The sequence below is a fragment of the Vibrio brasiliensis LMG 20546 genome, assembly GCF_000189255.1.
Lineage (GTDB): Bacteria > Pseudomonadota > Gammaproteobacteria > Enterobacterales > Vibrionaceae > Vibrio > Vibrio brasiliensis.
In genome coordinates, this window is sequence record NZ_AEVS01000092.1 from 1 (window position 1) to 19434 (window position 19434).

14 protein-coding genes are annotated in these 19434 nt (G+C 43.2%); 10 read left to right on the plus strand and 4 right to left on the minus strand.

Features of this window, described 5'->3' with window-relative positions; genetic code table 11:
* Position 1: 1 nt before the first annotated feature.
* From minE to minC, 3 genes are read right to left on the minus strand one after another with little or no spacing between them, the layout of a single operon-like run.
* Positions 2–265 carry a cell division topological specificity factor MinE gene (gene minE / locus RH46_RS18080; protein WP_005473399.1) on the minus strand — a complete coding sequence of 88 codons (264 nt, stop codon included), beginning with the start codon at positions 263–265 and terminating at the stop codon, positions 2–4.
* Positions 266–1078: a septum site-determining protein MinD gene (gene minD / locus RH46_RS18085; protein ID WP_006880967.1), complete on the minus strand. Its 813-nt coding sequence runs from the start codon at positions 1076–1078 to the stop codon at positions 266–268.
* 18 nt (positions 1079–1096) lie between these two features.
* Positions 1097–1759 (minus strand): septum site-determining protein MinC, encoded by a 663-nt coding sequence (minC, locus tag RH46_RS18090; RefSeq protein ID WP_006880968.1) that lies wholly within the window; start codon positions 1757–1759, stop codon positions 1097–1099.
* 161 nt (positions 1760–1920) lie between these two features.
* Between minC and RH46_RS18095 the strand changes: the two genes are divergently transcribed.
* The 4 genes from RH46_RS18095 to RH46_RS18110 all read left to right on the plus strand — a co-directional run bounded on the left by RH46_RS18095 (position 1921) and on the right by RH46_RS18110 (position 5652).
* Entirely contained in the window at positions 1921–2211 is a 291-nt protein-coding gene (locus RH46_RS18095) for a YcgL domain-containing protein (protein WP_006880969.1), read from the plus strand.
* Positions 2212–2255: 44 nt separating this feature from the next.
* Entirely contained in the window at positions 2256–3227 is a 972-nt protein-coding gene (locus RH46_RS18100; RefSeq protein WP_006880970.1) for a lytic murein transglycosylase, read from the plus strand.
* A gap of 56 nt (positions 3228–3283) precedes the next feature.
* Positions 3284–4225: a LysR family transcriptional regulator gene (locus tag RH46_RS18105; protein ID WP_006880971.1), complete on the plus strand. Its 942-nt coding sequence runs from the start codon at positions 3284–3286 to the stop codon at positions 4223–4225.
* A gap of 227 nt (positions 4226–4452) precedes the next feature.
* The gene (locus tag RH46_RS18110) at positions 4453–5652 is read left to right on the plus strand and encodes a NupC/NupG family nucleoside CNT transporter (protein ID WP_006880972.1); all 1200 of its coding nucleotides are present in this window, start codon (positions 4453–4455) and stop codon (positions 5650–5652) included.
* 348 nt (positions 5653–6000) lie between these two features.
* Here RH46_RS18110 and folD read toward each other — a convergent pair whose 3' ends face one another.
* The gene (folD, locus tag RH46_RS18115) at positions 6001–6864 is read right to left on the minus strand and encodes a bifunctional methylenetetrahydrofolate dehydrogenase/methenyltetrahydrofolate cyclohydrolase FolD (RefSeq protein WP_006880973.1); all 864 of its coding nucleotides are present in this window, start codon (positions 6862–6864) and stop codon (positions 6001–6003) included.
* Positions 6865–7756: 892 nt separating this feature from the next.
* Here folD and RH46_RS18125 point away from each other — a divergent pair.
* From RH46_RS18125 to RH46_RS18150, 6 genes are all read left to right on the plus strand, one after another.
* Positions 7757–9211: a tyrosine-type recombinase/integrase gene (locus RH46_RS18125; RefSeq protein WP_006880974.1), complete on the plus strand. Its 1455-nt coding sequence runs from the start codon at positions 7757–7759 to the stop codon at positions 9209–9211.
* Positions 9212–9450: 239 nt separating this feature from the next.
* On the plus strand, positions 9451–12561 hold the full coding sequence (locus RH46_RS18130) for a hypothetical protein (protein WP_138922176.1): 3111 nt from the start codon (positions 9451–9453) through the stop codon (positions 12559–12561).
* Positions 12562–12567: 6 nt separating this feature from the next.
* A complete protein-coding gene (locus tag RH46_RS18135) occupies positions 12568–13227 on the plus strand; it encodes a hypothetical protein (RefSeq protein ID WP_006880976.1) in 660 nt (219 codons plus the stop codon).
* Positions 13228–13438: 211 nt separating this feature from the next.
* Positions 13439–16114 carry a class I SAM-dependent DNA methyltransferase gene (locus tag RH46_RS18140; protein ID WP_006880977.1) on the plus strand — a complete coding sequence of 892 codons (2676 nt, stop codon included), beginning with the start codon at positions 13439–13441 and terminating at the stop codon, positions 16112–16114.
* 28 nt (positions 16115–16142) lie between these two features.
* A complete protein-coding gene (locus tag RH46_RS18145; RefSeq protein WP_006880978.1) occupies positions 16143–18167 on the plus strand; it encodes a DEAD/DEAH box helicase in 2025 nt (674 codons plus the stop codon).
* Between the two features lie 4 nt (positions 18168–18171).
* Entirely contained in the window at positions 18172–19425 is a 1254-nt protein-coding gene (locus tag RH46_RS18150; protein ID WP_006880979.1) for a GIY-YIG nuclease family protein, read from the plus strand.
* Positions 19426–19434 lie beyond the last annotated feature (9 nt).

Genomic DNA, 19434 nt, shown 5'->3' on the forward strand with positions numbered 1-19434 from the left:
GCTATTTCTCGTCTTCTGGCAACTTAACATTCAGCTCCAACACTGAAATATCGTCATCTTTATGCTCAAAAGAGAGGTCTACCATCGATGGGTCGACGGCGACGTACTTACCGATCACTTTCAGGATGTCTTCCTTTAGCTGAGGTAGGTATGACGGTGCAGGGTCACCCTGACTGCGACGTTCCGCGACGATGATCTGCAGGCGCTCTTTCGCTAAGTTTGCTGAGCTTTTTTTCTGTGGACGGAAAAACTCTAGTAATGACATTTAACCTCCGAAAAGTCGTTTGAAAATCCCTTTCTTCTGTTCGGTCAGGAAGCGGAAATCCACTTGCTGGCCAAGCAGACGCTCAACCGTATCGTCGTAAGCCATACCCGCATCTGATTGGTCATCAAAAATAACCGGTACGCCTTTGTTTGAAGCATTAAGAACGGCCTGGCTTTCTGGAATCACGCCCAGAAGTGAGATGTGTAGGATCTCTTCTACATCTTCTACGCTAAGCATTTCACCCTGAGTAACGCGTGCCGGGTTGTAACGAGTCAGCAGCAGGTGTTGCTTCACTGGTTCCAGACCTTCTTCTGCGCGGCGAGACTTTGAATCGAGAATGCCAAGAATGCGGTCAGAATCGCGTACAGAAGAGACTTCTGGGTTAGTAGTAACAATCGCTTCATCTGCAAAGTATAGTGCCATTAGAGCACCTTGCTCGATGCCAGCAGGCGAATCACAGATAACAAAGTCGAAACCCATTTCGTCCAGTTCATCCAGAACGCGGCGCACACCTTCTTTGGTCAGTGCATCTTTATCACGTGTTTGAGAAGCTGGCAGAATGTAGAGATTATCAGTGCGCTTATCTTTGATCATCGCCTGGTTAAGAGTCGCTTCGCCGTTGATAACGTTGACGAAATCGTAAACAACGCGACGCTCGCAACCCATGATCAAATCCAGGTTACGCAGACCGATATCGAAATCGATTACTGCGGTTTTCTTTCCTTTAACAGCAAGGCCTGAAGCGATAGCAGCGCTTGAAGTCGTTTTACCGACCCCGCCTTTACCTGAAGTGACAACAATAACGCGTGCCATTATGTGTTCCTTATTAAATTAAATCGTTAACAACTCGAACTTGAGTGAGTCGTCGTTCAAACTGAACATAACTTTTTGTTGCCAGAACTCTTCGGAGAACTGCTCAGTGAGCCAGTAGTGTCCGGCAATCGACATTAATTCGGCATTGAGCTTATTGCAGATGATCACCGCGCCTGTGTTGCCACTTGCGCCAGCAATCGCACGACCACGTAATGTGCCGTGAATATGGATAGAGCCATCTGCAATGACCTCAGCTCCTTCGCTAACATGATTGAGTACAACAAGATCGCTGTCCTTGGCATATATTTGTTGCCCGGAGCGAACCGGAGTGCGTACAATTTTTGTCGCGCTCATTTTGGCAGGTGCCTGAGTAGGAGATTTGCTAGCTGACATTACAGCAAAATCTGCTTCAGATGCGAGATTTTGAGTACGTTTGTCTTTGCAGCCTGTAACGCCGACAGGGATCATCCCCGCTTGGGAGATGCCTTGTTTTAGTCTCACAAAATCAAGGTCACCCTCTACTTTCGCGATGTTGATAACAACGGGCGCGTGTGCGAAGAAAGCAGGAGCTTGCTCGACCTTTTCTTGTAAGAAATGAATAGTTTTATCTACATTGTTGTCAGAAAGGTGCAAAACTGACAAAGTAAAGCTACTGCCTTTTAGGTCTGGAGTATTTGACATCTTTTACGTACAACCTCTTAAGGGCGTTGCCTGAGACTAGGGGTGTCATGTTATATTCCCAGAATAAGCTCAGCAAGTTATCTTGCGCTCAATTGACCGTTTTGCTGTAAAAAATAGCGAAACATTGACGTTCCATGAATTAAACCGATAAAAGGCTTCCAATGCTTTGTGCAATTTACAAAAGTTCTAAAAAAGAAGGCGCTTACTTATATATCCCTAAGAAGGATGATTTTTCACAAGTTCCTGACACATTAATGCAGATGTTTGGCAAACCTATTATGGTTATGGTGGTCAAATTAGAAGGCCGTACTTTGGCTCAGGTTGACGTAGAGAAAGTGAAGCAATCAATGAAAGATGATGGTTTCTTCCTACAGTTACCGCCACCACCAAAAAATTTACTCGACGAATACAAAGAGCAAAAACAAGCTCGTCAGCAGTCTGAAGAAGAATAAAATTATATTTGGACAGTTGAATTATGTTGCTCAAGGAGGGCAATGTGAAAAAACTAATGTCAGTCGCTCTAGGGTTAACGCTCGCCTCATCTGTGCTTGCTAATGAGGTTAGCTTTGAGGAATACGTTGAGGGCTTGAAAGATGAAGCTCGTCAAAACGGTATTTCTGAGTTGGTTATTGAGCAAGCGTTCGATAATGTCACCCACAAACCGCGTGCGGTGAAAGCCGATAAGAATCAGCCTGAGAAAAAACTCACCCTAGATGAGTATATCCCTCGCGCTGTTCCTGACTGGAAGGTGAAGCAGGCTAAGTCTCTTTATCAAAAACACTATGCTGACTTGAAGGAGATTGGCGACGCATACGGCGTACAGCCTCGCTTTATCGTCGCACTGTGGGGTGTTGAGAGTAACTTCGGTAAGTTTACCGGCAACTACCGGGTTATTGATGCGCTATCGACGATGGCTTATGACGGTCGTCGTGAAGACTTTTTCCGTAAAGAGACCATGGCGGCGCTGCAGATTCTTGAACAGGGTCATATTGCGGTTGAGGACTTTAAAGGGTCCTGGGCTGGCGCAATGGGGCAGTGTCAGTTTATGCCAAGCTCTTTCTTAGCTTTTGCCGCTGATGGTAGTGGTGATGGCAAGAAGGATATCTGGAATAGCGAGGCCGATGTATTTGCTTCAGCGGCTAACTATCTGAGCCAATCTGGTTGGGATGACAGTTATACCTGGGGACGTCAGGTCAAGCTACCGCAAGGGTTTGATACCAGTATTCAGGGTCGTAGCGAAGAGAAAGGCAAATACCTTCAGGAGTGGAACAAACTCGGTGTGACTCGTTATGATGGTCGACCGCTACCGCAACTTGATCAAGATATTAAGGCATGGTTGATCGCCCCTGATGACGCTAACGGTCGCGTTTATCTGGTCTACAACAACTACAATGTATTGATGAAGTGGAATCGCTCTTACTACTTTGCACTGGCCGTCAGTCATCTGGCTGACAGAATTACTTTGTAGTGAATCAATTTGGTACAAAAGGAGCTCAATGAGCTCCTTTTTCTTTTGGAGTTACTGTGCTTTCAGAACGTGCTGCACAAATGGTGGTGTTTGCTGCCTTACTTAAACATAAGAACTTTACTCAAGCGGCGAAGAGTTTAGGGGTCTCGGTTTCCCATGTCAGTAAACAACTGGCGCAGCTTGAATCTTCGCTGGGTATCAAGCTGGTTCAACGTACCACGCGCAGTTTTACTCCTACTGAGGCAGGGCTGCATTTTTACCATCACTGTGCTCAGTTGGTCACTATTGTTGGTGAAGCGCAGCTTGAGGTGGAGAGCCAGCGTGATGAGGTAGCAGGGCTGGTCAAAATTGGCCTTTCGCAATCTTTTGGGACTCTGCATATCATTCCGGCAATCGATGAGCTTCGTCAGAAATATCCCAACTTACAGGTTGAGGTTCACCTGTTTGACTACAAAGTCGATATGCTGGAGGAAGGGCTCGATCTCTGGATCACCAATAATGAGCACCTGCCAGAAGGTTATGTTGCGCAGCGTCTGGCGGACTCTCAGTTTGTTGTCGCCGCGTCTCCGGATTATCTGGTTAAGCAGGAGGTGCCAACGCATCCAAATCAGCTCAGTGAACATAACTGCCTTATATACCGCAGTTGGGAGCGTGACTATACCCGTTGGGCATTTTCGAACAGAGAAGAACAACTGAGCGTCAAGGTCTCTGGCAATTATTCAGTTGATTTAGCTGAAGCGGTTCGCGATGCCGCGGTAGCGGGGTGGGGAATTGCCTATCTTGCTACTTACCTGATAGGTGATGAGTTCAAAAATGGCCAGTTGATTCAGCTATTGCCTGAGTGGCGAGCGTCTCAGAGCATGCCGTTTTATGCGGTTTACCCCAGCCGCCGGTTTCTGCCAAAGAAAACCAGTGCGGTTATCGATTTCATCAAACAAAAAATCGGCAGCCCGTGTCATTGGGACCAAAAATTACAGCCTTACATTCAGCGTCCGTAATCGGGCGCTGAACCCATTTTACTTTTTCCAGAATCGTAAACATCCTTTCTATTTGGAAATAATGATTTTAAGCAAACGTTTATCTTTATAAAAATCAGTGGTTTATTTTGGTGGTGGCGTTTTGACCACTGCAAAACACATCCAGTTAACAACTGTGATTTGCATCTCATTTTTATCTGACTACACTCCGGCGCCAATCTTGTTCCCCCTTATGTCGGATTCATTTTATGAACTCAATTCTTGGCATTATCGCCATTCTATTCACAGCTTGGTTGCTCTCTACCAACAGAAAAAACATCAATTACAAAACTGTCTCACTGGCGTTTGCTTTGCAGATCACTTTTGCTCTACTGGTCCTTTATGTACCTGCTGGCAAAGACGCTCTGAACAGTGTCACCGGTGCGGTATCTAACCTGATCAACTATGGTCAGGAGGGGATTGCTTTTCTGTTTGGTGGTTTAGCGACGGGTGGGTTTACTTTTGCTATTAACGTACTGGGCATCATCATCTTCTTCTCGGCGTTGATCTCTGGTCTTTACCATATTGGTCTGATGCCGAAGGTGATTAACCTTATTGGTGGTGGTTTACAGAAGTTACTGGGTATTGGCCGTGCAGAATCGTTATCAGCTACGGCGAATATCTTTGTTGGTATGATTGAAGCGCCACTCGTGGTGAAGCCATACCTTAAGCAGATGTCTGATTCGCAGTTCTTTGCTGTAATGACCGGTGGTTTAGCCTCGGTTGCTGGTGGAACTTTGGTTGGTTACGCATCACTGGGCGTCGATCTAAACTTTCTGATCGCGGCGGCGTTCATGTCAGCACCTGCGGGTTTGCTAATGGCGAAGATCCTGTTGCCAGAAACTGAAACTATTGATGCAAATACTGAGCTGGACAATGCTGACATGCCACGCGCAACCAATGTGGTAGAAGCGATGGCAGATGGTGCGATGTCGGGTCTGCGTATTGCTGTTGCTGTAGGTGCAACACTGTTGGCTTTTGTCAGTGTTATCGCAATGCTGAACGGTATGCTTGGCTGGTTCGGTGACCTTATTGGTATGCCTTTGAGCTTCGAGCTGATTCTGGGCTACTTGTTCGCTCCAATTGCATGGCTACTGGGTATCCCATGGAATGAAGCGATTACTGCGGGTTCTCTGATTGGTAACAAAATCGTCGTTAACGAGTTTGTCGCGTTTATTCAGTTGATGGAAGTGAAAGACCAACTTAGTGAGCACTCACAAGCAATCGTAACATTTGCTCTGTGTGGCTTTGCGAACATCTCTACCATGGCAATGTTAATCGGTGGCTTAGGAAGCCTGGTACCAGAGAAGCGTCCGTTTATCTCTAAGTATGGCTTCAGAGCGATTGCCGCAGGTGTTATGGCAAACCTGATGAGTGCTTCGATTGCAGGTGTGATTTTGAGTCTTTAAGAGACGAGAGCGGAGAGGCTAGAACGCTTCGCTCCGAGAGTCGAGAAATTAGAACGCTGCGCTTCGAGAACGGACTTCGTCCTACGAGAATTTAGAACGGACTTCGTCCTTCGAGAGGAGCTTGTGGTGAGCGAGCCGAAAGTTGCAGGCAGCGCTGGTTCTAGTTAGAAGCTAATCGTCTGAATTAAAGAAAAGGGTTGACATGCACTGTCAACCCTTCCAAGATTTTCTCGCTTCTCGCTTCTCGCTTCTCGCTTCTCGCTTCTCGCTTCTCGCTTCTCGCTTCTCGCTTCTCGCTTCTCGCTTCTCGCTTCTCGCTTCTCGCTTCTCGCTTCTCGCTTCTCGCTTCTATTTCTTCTTCGTATGAAACTGCTCACACGCAAGCATTGTGTTCTCAATCAGGCTAGCAACCGTCATTGGGCCTACCCCACCAGGTACTGGGGTAATGAAGCTTGCGCTCTCTTTGGCTTTATCGTATTCAACGTCACCAACCAGCTTGCCTGACTCAAGGCGGTTAATACCTACATCGACCACGATTGCGCCTTCTTTGATCCAGTTACCCGGAATAAAGTTAGGCTTACCTACCGCAACCACAACAACGTCTGCCTGACGAACGTGGCTTTCAAGATCTTTAGTGAAGCGGTGACAGGTTGTGGTTGTACAGCCTGCTAGCAACAACTCAAGAGTCATTGGGCGGCCAACAATGTTCGAAGCGCCAACCACAACAGCGTGCTTACCGCGAAGCTCAATGTTGTAACGGTCAAGTAGGGTGATGATACCTTTTGGCGTACATGAACGTAGCTTAGGAATACGCTGCGCCAGACGACCTACGTTGTAAGGGTGGAAACCGTCAACGTCTTTCTCTGGGTGAATACGCTCCAACACGTGAGTCGCATCGATGCCAGCAGGAAGTGGTAACTGAACCAAGATACCGTCAATCTCTGCGTCGTTATTTAGCTCATCAATCAGAGCAAGCAGTTCTTCTTCCGTTGTCGTCGCAGGAAGGTCAAATGACTTAGAAACAAAGCCAACTTCTTCACAAGCGCGGCGCTTGCTACCCACATAAACCTGTGACGCTGGGTCTTCACCAACAAGTACAACTGCTAGGCCTGGAGCTCGTAGCCCTGCCTCTTTACGTGCTTTAACACGTGCAGCAACTTCTGAACGAACAGTTTGTGAAATAAGAGTTCCATCGATATTTTGAGCTGTCATGACTTTCCTTAAGAAATGAATGGCGACTTATTTGCAGCGCATTGTCGCAAATTATTTGACGAACATCTATAAGCAAACGTTTGCTTTGTGGTGATTTTAATCAAAATAGGGTTCGGTGGCCTTTTTTTAGTCATTCAGATCAGAATGTTAAGAAAAGCCCTTGTTTTAGCAGCTCGAACTCGTATAATCCTGTCCCTGTAGCGCGCCCTTAGCTCAGCTGGATAGAGCACGTCCCTTCTAAGGATGTGGTCGTAGGTTCTTATATTAGGTTAAATCTGGTGTATTGAACTAAGCAGGCTAAAAGGCATTATTGTTATCATTATTGGTGCAATGAAGCGTTACTAAAAGTTTGAATTTCGTTTTTTAGCTAGATATAGTTGAGAAACAAAATAAAGCGCCCTTAGCTCAGCTGGATAGAGCACGTCCCTTCTAATTGGCTAGATTTTTCTAGCATTCAAGTTGGGCCTCTTTTTGGAAACGATAAGAGTGTAAGACGTCAAATTCGGGGAAACCTTACTTTAACGAGTTGGCAATCCCGAGCCAAGCCCAGTTTTATTGGGAAGGTGTAGAGACTAGACGGCGTCTACCTAAAGCTTTTAAAGCTATGGTAAAGGGATAGTCCAGCGCACAAAGCCTTTTATAGGTGGTAGCGAAAGCTATAGTGTGATGAAGGATGTGGTCGTAGGTTCGAATCCTACAGGGCGTGCCACTTTCGATAAGCCAGTATCTATTAGTTTAGATACTGGCTTTTTTCGTTTTTAGCGACGTAACTCAGATAATCTTTTCCTCTATTTTGTTAAGTATCATTAATTTACCCACCCATTGCACCAAAACCCATAATCTGGTGTAATGTATATATAATGAGTGAGTTTATTTTTGGTGCAATAGGGAAATGGTTAGAAAGACGAAGAATATTGTAAAGAGAGAGCTATCTACTCCTGACGGAGTGGTTTTTTATTCATTCTTATCCAAGACCACTGGCCCCATTATTGAATTAGAAGAGCATGTAAACAACATGATTCTATCTAGTCAGCCTTATAATACGGTGAAGTCAAAGGCGTCTGATTTGGCGAAATTCTATGACTATTTCATCGAGGCGTCTCATGTTCTGCATTCAACCGACTACCAGTTAGAGATTCAGAAAAATCGCGCCCTATCAGCGAGTCAGCAGTTAAGAAGTGCACTTACACTAATTTTTAATGCTTATCCATCGTATCTACTTGACGCTAAAGAATCCAAAAACGCTTTAGCGAAACTATGCGCTCATAACTTAGATGCATCACCACTCCAAAGAACATCTGCTAAACGCATGATATCAAGCATGTGTGAGTTCGTCGGTGCATCAAATGCTCTTGAACACAGCTTACGACAGCAGAAAAGATTAGATGGGCTTCTTGAAGTTGATCAAAATCTTACATCCGTTGCTCATGAGCTTGGGGCTATGAGGGAGCTAAGCTTTAAAGAGCGTAAATCTCTCATTGAGAACTCTTACTTGGCCTCGTGTATATCTGGCGGTGCAAAAGTATCTAAAATCAAGAATTTTTTTAGGTTGCCACCAGAAACTAAGAGTAAGAAAGAGAAACATTTTCCTATTGAACATATTGGTTCATTTCTACTAAATACTAAATTCCATCGAGACAGGGCGATGTACGCACTGTGCTTTGGTGGGGGGCTGCGGATGTCGGAAGCTACGTCAATTAGGTTTTGCGATGTTGACGTCATCAACGAGGAAGTAAAGCTTCATGACAAGGGTACGATCAGCTATCTGGAAAACATTGACTATAAGACTGTTAGCGGAAAGTCGATTGAACACTTTACTGTTCATTTGGTTGAACCTTTCAAATCCTTCTTTTTTGAAGAGTTAAGACTCTATTTAGAAAATGAAAGACCAGACAGTGAATCAGAATACATATTTTTGCAGAGTCGCGGTATTAGAAACGTCGTCAGCGGACATTTTGTGTATCAGCCTTATTATCGATCGAGCCAAAGTACGATAAAGGATGCTTGGGAATCAAATCTAAAGCGGGCCAATTTGACCGACGAGATGTTTAAAAAATTGAAGACGCACTCTATGAGGCATTTTTACGCTATGTATATGCTGAACTTTGCCCCAAGTTATGACAGACGGGGAATACAGAGGTTTGGTTATACCTTGGAGGAGGTTAAGCACTTCATGAGGCATTCGGCGCTGAAAAGTACAAAAATTTATGCAAAAGAGGATATTAGTAAAATGAAAAGAGCGTTGGCTCAGACTAATAACCTTCTTAAGCAAAGAGAAGTATCCTTCTACGAGGGGATGACTGAAGCGAGTTTAACAAATCTAGTTAGCGAGAGTGATTGTCTGTGATCTATTTAGAAGCCTTCGACGCCGAGAAATTTAGGCAGCTATTAAGCGAGTTTAAGCCGAAACTAAAAATGTACTGCTTAGAGTCCTATCCTAGTGAATATGAGAGGAAATTTCGTTCTGCCAGCGATGGTTGTGATGATCTTATAACTGCTCTTGAAAGGGTTTCTCATCGAGATCTAAACGAGATAAAAGCTTTTCTAGAAGCGGGGGAGTCTCTCCTTATTAGGGAGAAACGTGGAATGAAAGTAAAAACTTCAGAGTATCGAGATGAGCTTGAAACATTAATTCCTTTACAAACAACTGTTAGGGTTAACGATACTCAAAACCGTCTGCATAATTTTAGGCTGTTTGTAAGCTTTTTGGCGATGAAAAACGTGGTTAGGTTAAATTGTTTGGTTGGCTCACACCCTAAATCAGTGAAAGCCGCTGAACGGATTAGTGCTTCAGCACTCCGACAATTTGTTCCCCCATTAGCCGTAGACTTTTGGATTGGTGCCTCTGTCAATCGCCACAAAGAGCTTCAAGATCATATACAGACGAGTTTTTTTAAAGAAAGCTATTTAAGGTTTATAGACGCAGAGGTCTTGTCTATAGATAAATTAGGTGAGGCATTCAGGAGAATCGCAGATATTATTGTAGCGAATGGAATCACCTCGGTGAGTGATATTTCGTTAGAGTGTCTATTGAGCTATCACGATGACCTCATGGAATACTACCAAGGCTCTCCTGCTGCATACAATCTAAGACCTGCGTTTGATTTTCTTGTTATGGCGGGAGCAATATCGAGTAGCAGCTTTTATGATGAATTCACTCGGCAAAGAGCTGCTATTCAAAAGACTAAACCACAAAAGAATGTTCAGGTATATGATTCATCATCGTCGAAATGTATCAGTTATATTGGTGCCAATGTTCAAAATGTCAAAGAGGTTAGAGTTCCTTCAAACGATAGAAAAGTAGTTTTGGATTATGGTTACTGGTCTGATACATCAGGTACCGATGCTGCATTTCACTCTGAAAAACTTGACCAGAATAATATCTGGATTGCAGCTCAACAGGATTTTATACGTTCAACGTCAGGTGAATCAGGAACCGTCAAACAAAAGAATAGTCGTTTAAGCATACTAAACAAATACCTATTCTCTTACCTACCAGCTTATTTTAAATCTGGTCTTTCAGGTTCGTTTACTTACCCAGCGTCTCCGAATCAGCTAATCCATAGTCTGTTTGTGCAAAGAAGTAATGTCTATGAGGTTGAGAATCGAGATAAGTTTACAGAAAACTTCCAGTACCCAGTTCCGCTTCAGCAGTTTGTATATGATATGACTGCCTCTGCTAGTAAGTTAAATACTAAAAATAACAATAGTGGCAGAGATGCTCTAGCTGTTATTAGTAGCTTCTTCGATTTCCTTGCAGCTTTGGACTCGGATCTAGTCAAAGATTTCAAAAATCCCCTTGATGGAAGCGCTAAGAAAAAGGTCGGAAAAAGATACGCCAAAAATAGGAAATATGTTTTTAGTTTGAATTATTGGCTAGGTTTGCGTTCGTTCTGTAAGTTAATCACTAATCAAATGTTAGACGAAGTTGCCAATGATTTTAAGACTGGCCAAGACTCAAAGGATTACATAAACGTTTGCCAAGACGTCAATATAGAAGGTGACTCTCCAATGAATATAGGGAGGGTATCATTAGAGTCTTTTAAAAAAGTAAAGCTCATCAAGAGAGAGGAGCAGAGAGGACTAAATGGAGTTAAGGACCTAAACGTCTATATTACGGATTTTATACCTTGGGCTATGATGACGTTACTGTTGCATTCGGGCTTAAGGAGGGCGAACGCTCTTTGGTTAGACGATCGTGAGTGCTTTAGTCTGGTTACGACTGAGGACCAAGCATTTCAAACACTTCTTGTCTCAACTGATAAAGCTAAGACGGAACCGTTCCCTATTGTCCTGACTTCAGAAATTATGGCGATGTTGCAGAAAGTGTCCGTAACCAAAAAAGCTTTCGTAGAATCAAATCCCACTTTGGGCGAAGCGATTCCTTATAAGGGCTATGAGGACTCTAAATGGGGGAAGATTTCTCCTCTTTTTCGAATCAAAAACAAGCATGATGAGGTGGCGTGTCGTCATTATTTTAATGAGATAATTAATGAGTATGAAGCATTCCTGTCTCGAAATGCTATCGAGTTTCAGCCGACGACTTTGTATGCGCCACAATTGCATTACCAATTAGATGAATTTGTTCACTTGGTAAACGATATTAATTTCGATACTAGACATTGTGAGATAGCGGTCGATTACTGGGATGTTCATGAAGCAGCTTCTTTTGTTCCTATCGCAAAGAAAACTCAAATTAGTCCACATTCCTTACGAACTATGTCTGACAGTATATTCGCACCAATTCTGGGCGCAGACGTGGTTGGTAAGCTAATGTCAGGGCAATCAGAAGAAACTGTCGGCTATTATACAAAGGAATTGCCCGATAGTGCTTCTAAAGACTTTATTAACGAAGTGATTGAGTATCTATCTATAGATAAATCAACAACTCCAATAGATTTAGTCACAGTCAAAGAGGCTGAAGTCGATCAAGCAAGTTTTGAGGATGATCTTAAGGAATCACCAACTGCAACTGTAAATAAATACAATGCGCGTTCAGTTAATTTTGGGGCCACTGATGACGGTGAAGTGCAGCTAAATGGCCTGATGGAGTTAAACAAAGCTACTCCAAATTGCATTGCATATTATCGAACGCATATATGTCCCGTGAGCGGGGATTGTCCGAAAAAAGTCATCAACGAAATTGGAGAAAAAAAGTGCTTTGCTTGCCCTCTAGCTGTCGTTACGAACAATCATCTTCCTGCAATCGTGGCGACGATTCGTTCGCTATGTGACCAAATAAAAACAAAGAATACGTATCTAGAACACTTCGATATGCTCGAAACAGAGAAGGATGAACTTGAGAACCAGCGGGCCGACTTGATAGCGGAGGCATCTTATTGGGAGGCAAGAAGAGCTATTGCTGAAGAGAGCGGAAAAAATGGAGAAATTTACTACGTCTCGAAAGAAGGGTTGGAAATCATGCGCACGTTCAATCCGGCAGAAGCCAGCGAACAAGCGCGGCTATGCCTAAGGCTAAGGGAGACGGAGGGTATCCCAAAATTGCACAGCGAAAAACTGAAGCTGCAAGCATTGAGGCTTAGAAGAAAGATTCAACTTAAAGCAAAGGATAGTCATGCAGAATGTGATGTAATGTCTGATATCGAGTATGTTGCGCAAGTGTTCAATCTTAAGTCTGATCTGCAAGGTATAACTAATAGCGAAAAACTTAAGCTACTTCTATTGGAGGAAGAATAAGACACTATGGTGGGTTTAATCGAAAATAAAGTATCTTTAGCTAATCGCAGGGCAGAAATGGTTAAGGCGATATTAACCGAGCTCGTGAAATCTAACTCTCAGTTTAAATCAGCTAGAAAACTCTCAGAGTACCTTGCTATAAAAATGGCTGAGCATGGGGAGCATATTGATAGCTCGACACTAAGAAGGGCTGGCTCCCATTACAAAACTCTGATTGACGACTATATCGCTGCCGGTAGCTCAAAGAAAGTCGCGGCTAAGAATATGAAGAAAGATTTGAAGCTGCGTCAGCAAAATAAGCTCATCACAGATCTGGAGAGTAAACTTGTTGAAAAAACTGCTGAACTAGCCGAGAAAGAGGACGAAATAAAGCTACTTTTGGTTGATATGCGGGAAGTTCGAAGTAAAGCTGTCGCGACAATGCAACCCCCACAAGCTGAAACTTATACTAGAAGTGAGCTTTCGGAGCTTCGCTCTCAGCTTAAGAAGAATGAAAGGCAACTAGATAAAGCTTGTCACGTCATAGAAACGTTGATGAACGAACTAGATGGTACTTACGAGATAACATCAGAAAAGGTAATTGACTCTGTTACAGAGGAAGAGCTGTTTAATCGAAATGATTTCGAAAGCTACTTTTCATATATTTCTGATAGGAGAAAACCCTAAGTCTAGGCATTTAGGTGTCGGCATTTGTATCTATGAAATAGTTCCAGCAGAAAGGGGTATATCTCATGCTACCTATGTCGAAGTTCTTTCCCGCACACTCAAAGAACATGTTTTCCCCTAAAGCTAAATATTGTAAGTAAATCAATGTGCCATGTGGTTTTCAAGGATATACTCTATCCCATTACTAGAGTCCCCTTACCAAGGAAAAAACATGGCCGTCAATCAAGCCAAGATCTTTGAGCAGCTTGAGCTACTTGTTGAAGCATCTGATCCTAGTGAATTCATATATGGATTCCTTACCGCATTCAAATTTCCTAAAGCCACGATTACTCAAATCCGCCAAGGTGGTAATCGCAACGTCGCTAAGCTTGAAGGCCATGTCGGACTGAAAAATAAGCTGTATTACTTTCCGGTTGATGAAGATCAAGATATTGATGTAGCTCTAGATGAAGTCATCTCTGATTCGATGATCGCAAAGAATAAGATTCGTTATGTTCTAACTACCGATTTTGAACGATTCTTAGCATGGGATACCGCTACTAGTGAACGGTTAGATATCGACTTCGAGGTTCTTCATCGCAACTACAGCTTCTTCTTACCATTGGTTGGTCTTGAAAAAGCGATCTTAAATAGTGAAAAGCCAGCGGATGTAAAAGCGGCTGTGAAAATGGGTAAGTTGTTCGACCTGATTCGCGTTCACAATGATCTCAATACACCAGAAGATATCCATGCCTTAAATGTCTTCCTGACCCGCTTGTTATTTTGTTTGTTTGCTGAGGACACAGGGATCTTCCCGCAGCAGGGGCAGTTCACCTCAGCTATCAAGAGTGTGACATCTGAAGATGGCAGCGATTTAGATCAATTTCTTTACAATCTATTCTCTATTCTAAACAGCCCTAAAGACAGTGACTTACGCTCACGTCTACCGCAACACCTGACTGACTTCCCATATGTAAATGGTGGATTATTTGAAGCCGACGAGCCTATCCCTGAATTGGGTAAAAAGGGTCGCCGTATTCTCATTGAGTGTGGCTTAGAAGACTGGAGTGCAATTAACCCGGATATTTTCGGTAGTATGTTCCAAGCGGTTATTGATGTTGATCAGCGCGCTCGACTAGGTCAGCACTACACTTCCTACAGCAACATCATGAAGGTGATTCAACCTCTGTTTCTTGACCCGTTACGAACAGAGCTTGAAAAGCAACGCAACAGTGCTAACGGATTGAAGCGATTGCTGGTTCGATTAGGGGAGATTAAAGTATTTGATCCTGCCTGTGGCTCGGGCAATTTTCTAATCATCGCTTACAAAGAGTTACGTCTTCTTGAAATTGAAGTGATTCAAGCTCTTATGAAGGTCGATCAAGGCTTCTTTATCAGCAATATTCATTTGGATCAGTTTTACGGTATTGAGATCGATGATTTCGCCTGTGAGATAGCACGTCTTTCTTTATGGCTAGCAGAGCATCAAATCAATAAGCAGTGGGAAGAACATATTGGTCCAGCTGAACCAGCTTTGCCTCTTAGAGCTAGTGGTAATATTGTTGGAGGGAATAGCCTCAAATTAAATTGGTTAAAAGTGTGTCCACGGGAAATCGATGATGAAGTTTATATTATCGGCAACCCACCTTTTCACGGGACTTTAGAGCGAACTGATGAACAAAAAGAAGATATGAAAGCTGTCTTCGCCGGTTTTAAATCGTTAGGGAATTTGGATTATGTCGCTTGTTGGTTTTGGAAAGGAGCGCAGTATATAGCAGGTACTTCGTCTGAGCTTGCTCTCGTAGCAACTAACTCTTTATGCCAAGGCGAACAAGTTGCCAACATATGGCCTTACATCTTTGAATTGGGAACCTCGATTCATCTCGCCTACCAAGCATTTTCTTGGGCAAATAATGCTCGTGATAAAGCGGCTGTTCATGTAGTGATTGTAGGTCTAGCTTCCGGAGATAAACTTAATAAGTTTATCTATCAAAAGTTAGATGGAGACTGGCATTCTACAAAGGTAAAAAACATTAGCCCTTATCTCATTGAAGGCTCGAATATAGCTGTGCAAGGAAGAAGATCGCCTTTAGTATCGGGTGTACCTAACTTAGTTTATGGTAATAAGCCTACAGATGGAGGCCATTTGTTCTTAACTGGTGTAGAAAAGGAAGAGTTAATCAGCAAAGAACCTAATGCAGCTAAGTGGATCAAAAAGGCACTAGGTGCTACCGAGTTTATCAATGCTAAAGAGCGTTGGTGCTTATGGTTGGACGGGATATCTATGGCAGAGCTCCAATCTATGCCAGAAGTAATAAAAAGAGTGGAAAGAGTTGAGGACACAAGAAGAAAAAGTCCTGACAAAGGTGCACAAAAGCTTGCTGAGAAGTCGCACTTATTTAGAGATCTGAACAATCCTGATAGTTATATTTTGATCCCTAGGCATTCCTCTGAGCGTCGAACTTATGTCCCTATGGGACTTTTTAATCAAGATGTGATTTCTACCGATGCTAATAGTATTCTTCCAAACGGCACTCTGTATGAGTTTGGTATCTTAGTGTCACTTTCCCATAACGATTGGCTGCGTTTAGTCGCCGGAAGAATCAAGAGTGACTATAGATATACAGCTTCGGTTGTTTATAACGCATTTCCATGGCCTTCAGTTACTAATGATCAGAGAAAAGAGATAGAAGCTCTTGCTGAAAACATCCTCTTTGTACGAGAAGATTTTCCCGGAAAGACTCTTGCTGAACTTTATAACCCAGACACTATGCCATCTGAGTTATTGCAAGCCCATCAGGATTTAGATGTTGCCGTAGATAAGCTCTATAGAGCCAAACCATTTAAAGACTCATCGGAGCGCTTAAGCTTTCTTTTAGCACGTTATGAAGAAATGGTTACGAGTTAATAAAATCAAGTTGGCAAAGGTTTGAATAATGAAAAATAATATTTTACAGGTTAGCTATAACCAAACGGGTCAAAGTGCCTCTCACAATGATATGGGCATGCGAGAGATGCAGGCTCGTGCATTCGCTGAGCGTGCTAGTCAATACTTGCTGATCAAAGCTCCGCCAGCGTCAGGTAAGTCAAGGGCACTGATGTTTTTAGGGTTGGATAAGCTCATTAATCAAGGCGTCCGTAAAGTTATTGTTGCTGTACCTGAGATGTCCATAGGTGGGTCTTTCAAAGACACTGACCTGATGAAGTTTGGCTTCTTTGCTAATTGGACTGTTAAGCCAGAAAACAACTTATGCATCAGTGGTAGCGAAAGTGGTAAAGCGAATGCTTTTAAGCGCTTTATGGAAAGTGATGATCAAACATTAGTTTGTACTCATTCAACACTTAGAAGTGTCTTCGGTAAGCTATCTGCCAGTGATTTTGATAACTGCCTTGTTGCTATCGATGAGTTCCACCACGTTTCAGCAGATGAAAACAGTCGTTTAGGCGGATTAATTGATGATTTAATGAAGCAATCATCAGCTCATGTCCTCGCTATGACTGGCTCTTACTTCAGAGGTGACACTGTTCCTATCTTGCTCCCTGAAGACGAAGCTTTATTTACCAAGGTCACTTACACCTATTACGAACAGCTTAATGGTTACAAGCACTTAAAGACCTTAGGTATTGGGTATCATTTCTATCAAGGCACTTATATCAACGCCTTGCCTTCGGTATTAGATCCAGCTAAGAAGACAATTGTTCATATCCCCAATGTGAACTCTGGTGAGTCAACCAAAGATAAATACACAGAAGTGGACTCTATTCTTGAGGTACTAGGTGATGTCATCATGCAAGATCCTGATACTGGAATTTATCAGGTGAAATGTACGCATTCTGGCAGAACATTACTGGTTGCTAACTTAGTTGATGATAGTGATATGCGCCCTAAGGTTCAGGCTTACTTGCGTGATATTGAGTCTGCTGAACAGATGGACGTTATTATCGCGTTAGGCATGGCAAAAGAAGGTTTTGATTGGCCTTATTGTGAACATGTCCTGACTATCGGTTACCGTAGCTCTATGACGGAAATTGTTCAGATCATTGGTCGAGCGACTCGTGATAGCGAAGGGAAAAGTCATGCTCAGTTTACTAACCTTATTGCTCAGCCTGACGCACAGGATGATGACGTTAAGGTTTCCGTAAACAATATGCTTAAAGCTATCACAACATCGCTATTAATGGAGCAAATACTAGCTCCAAGCATCCAGTTCAAACCTCGCTCCCAATGGGACGGAAAAGATCTGCCTGCGAATACTGTTATTGTTGATGACACCACCACACCTGTTTCACAAAAGGTGCTCGACATTCTTAATGGCGATAAGGGAGAAATCCTATCGGCTCTTGTTGCTAAAGAGTCTGTGATCAAGGGGGCAATTGCAGAAACGACACCTGCTGAAGTTATCAATGAAATTGAGCTTCCATCAGTCATTCAAACCTTATACCCAGACCTTGAAGATCATGAGATAGAACAAGTCAGAACGGGGGTTTTACAGAGCCTTTATATCGGGCAGCAAGGTGGCTTAATCGACGGTAAAGATCTTCCTGATGATGCAGTGATTGAGGAAGACGACAGCTCTTATGGTAAAGGTAAAGACTCTTCAGAGGGCGGTGATTCGGGACCGAATAATCAGTTCATTAAGATGGGTGATAAGTTCGTGAACATTGAAAACTTGAATATTGATCTAATTGATTCAGTGAACCCGTTTCATGGAGCCTATGAGATCCTATCCAAATCAGTGGATGCCGATGTACTTAAGACCATCCAACAAACTGTAAGAGCGGGCCAAGCTAATGTCTCTGAGGAAGAAGCTGTGATGCTTTGGCCTCGAATCAAGGCATTCAGAGTCGAACACCAACGTGAGCCTTCACTGAACTCTTCCGACCCTATCGAGCAGCGCTATGCTGAAGTGCTTGCATACATTCGTAAAATGAAGCAACAACGAATGGCAAAGCAGGGGTAATTGAATGATCCGATTACGAGCTTCTAAAACGGTCGAAAAGATCGACTTAGATGATATATTTTCAGAAGAGGATGACTTGGGGCTGCTCGATGTTGCCCCTCTGAAGGTTAAAGCTCCAGCTGGGAATATATTAGCTACCCAGTTTGAAGAAATTTCAGATTTTTACGAACAGAACGGCCATCTACCAAGCAGTGATGCTCAAACATTTGATGAGAAGCGTCTAGCTCGCCGTTTAAAGGCATTTAAAGCTAACCCTGGACAATGTGAGGCATTAGCTGAATATGACCCCTATAACTTGTTACAGAACGATCTAGTGGCTCAGATTGATATATCTGATGATCTTATCAGCGTACAACCCAAGCCTGCCGAACCTGAATTAGATAAAGCTGAGCTAGTCACGTCGCTTGATGATATCTTCGATGACGATGACGACTTATTAGAGTTTGATGCTCCAGATCTTTTCACAATGCGTCATGTGCCAGTAGAAAGGAAAGAGCAACCCGACGAGATCGCAAAACGTCAGCCTTGTGCAGACTTCCATCGCTACTCTCCAATATTTGACCTTGTGCAACAAGAGTTGAAGTCTGGCTTTGCATCGCCAGAACGATTCCGTCATGAGCTAAAAATTAATGTAGGGGACGCATTTATCCTTAATGGGGTAATGGGGTACGTGCATTCAGCTGGAGAACGTTTAGAGGGCTACAGTTCTTACAATGCTCGACTGCACCTGATATTTGCCAACGGAACTGAAATGAATATGTTATTTCAGTCACTGACACATGGCTTAGTTCGTGATGAGCAAGGCTCTAAGGTTATAAGAGAAGGCGCTCCTCTTATTCCTGACGATACCCCCGTTCCAACTGGACTCGTTTATGTGTTGGCAACAAAGAGCACAGACGCAGCTTTAGCGGAATATAAATCAAATCTATACAAGGTTGGATTTACTGATGGTACGGTAGAAGAGCGCATCAAGTATGCAGAAAAGGATAGGACGTTCTTAGAAGCACCTGTCCGAGTAGTTATGACAACGGAGTGCTACAACATTGATGCGCACAAGCTAGAGACGCTAATTCACGGCTTCTTAGGGCATCGAAGATTGAACATCACTCTAAAAGGTCATACAGGACAGACATACAACCCGAAAGAGTGGTTTCATGTTCCATTGAATACAGTGTTAGAGGTGATCAAATACATTCTCGATGGGACGATCTCTCTGTATAGGATGGATAACACGACTGGTAGGGTTGTTAAAAAGTAATCAAAGCCA

Bases quoted from the DNA above. Each gene is read 5' to 3' on its own strand.
- minD (WP_006880967.1), bottom strand. From the start codon at position 1,078: ATGGCACGCGTTATTGTTGTCACTTCAGGTAAAGGCGGGGTCGGTAAA.
- RH46_RS18130 (WP_138922176.1), top strand. From the start codon at position 9,451: ATGAAAGTAAAAACTTCAGAGTATCGAGATGAGCTTGAAACATTAATT.
- RH46_RS18135 (WP_006880976.1), top strand. From the start codon at position 12,568: ATGGTGGGTTTAATCGAAAATAAAGTATCTTTAGCTAATCGCAGGGCA.
- RH46_RS18150 (WP_006880979.1), top strand. From the start codon at position 18,172: ATGATCCGATTACGAGCTTCTAAAACGGTCGAAAAGATCGACTTAGAT.
- folD (WP_006880973.1), bottom strand. From the start codon at position 6,864: ATGACAGCTCAAAATATCGATGGAACTCTTATTTCACAAACTGTTCGT.
- RH46_RS18110 (WP_006880972.1), top strand. From the start codon at position 4,453: ATGAACTCAATTCTTGGCATTATCGCCATTCTATTCACAGCTTGGTTG.
- minE (WP_005473399.1), bottom strand. From the start codon at position 265: ATGTCATTACTAGAGTTTTTCCGTCCACAGAAAAAAAGCTCAGCAAAC.
- RH46_RS18095 (WP_006880969.1), top strand. From the start codon at position 1,921: ATGCTTTGTGCAATTTACAAAAGTTCTAAAAAAGAAGGCGCTTACTTA.
- RH46_RS18140 (WP_006880977.1), top strand. From the start codon at position 13,439: ATGGCCGTCAATCAAGCCAAGATCTTTGAGCAGCTTGAGCTACTTGTT.
- RH46_RS18145 (WP_006880978.1), top strand. From the start codon at position 16,143: ATGAAAAATAATATTTTACAGGTTAGCTATAACCAAACGGGTCAAAGT.
- minC (WP_006880968.1), bottom strand. From the start codon at position 1,759: ATGTCAAATACTCCAGACCTAAAAGGCAGTAGCTTTACTTTGTCAGTT.
- RH46_RS18125 (WP_006880974.1), top strand. From the start codon at position 7,757: ATGGTTAGAAAGACGAAGAATATTGTAAAGAGAGAGCTATCTACTCCT.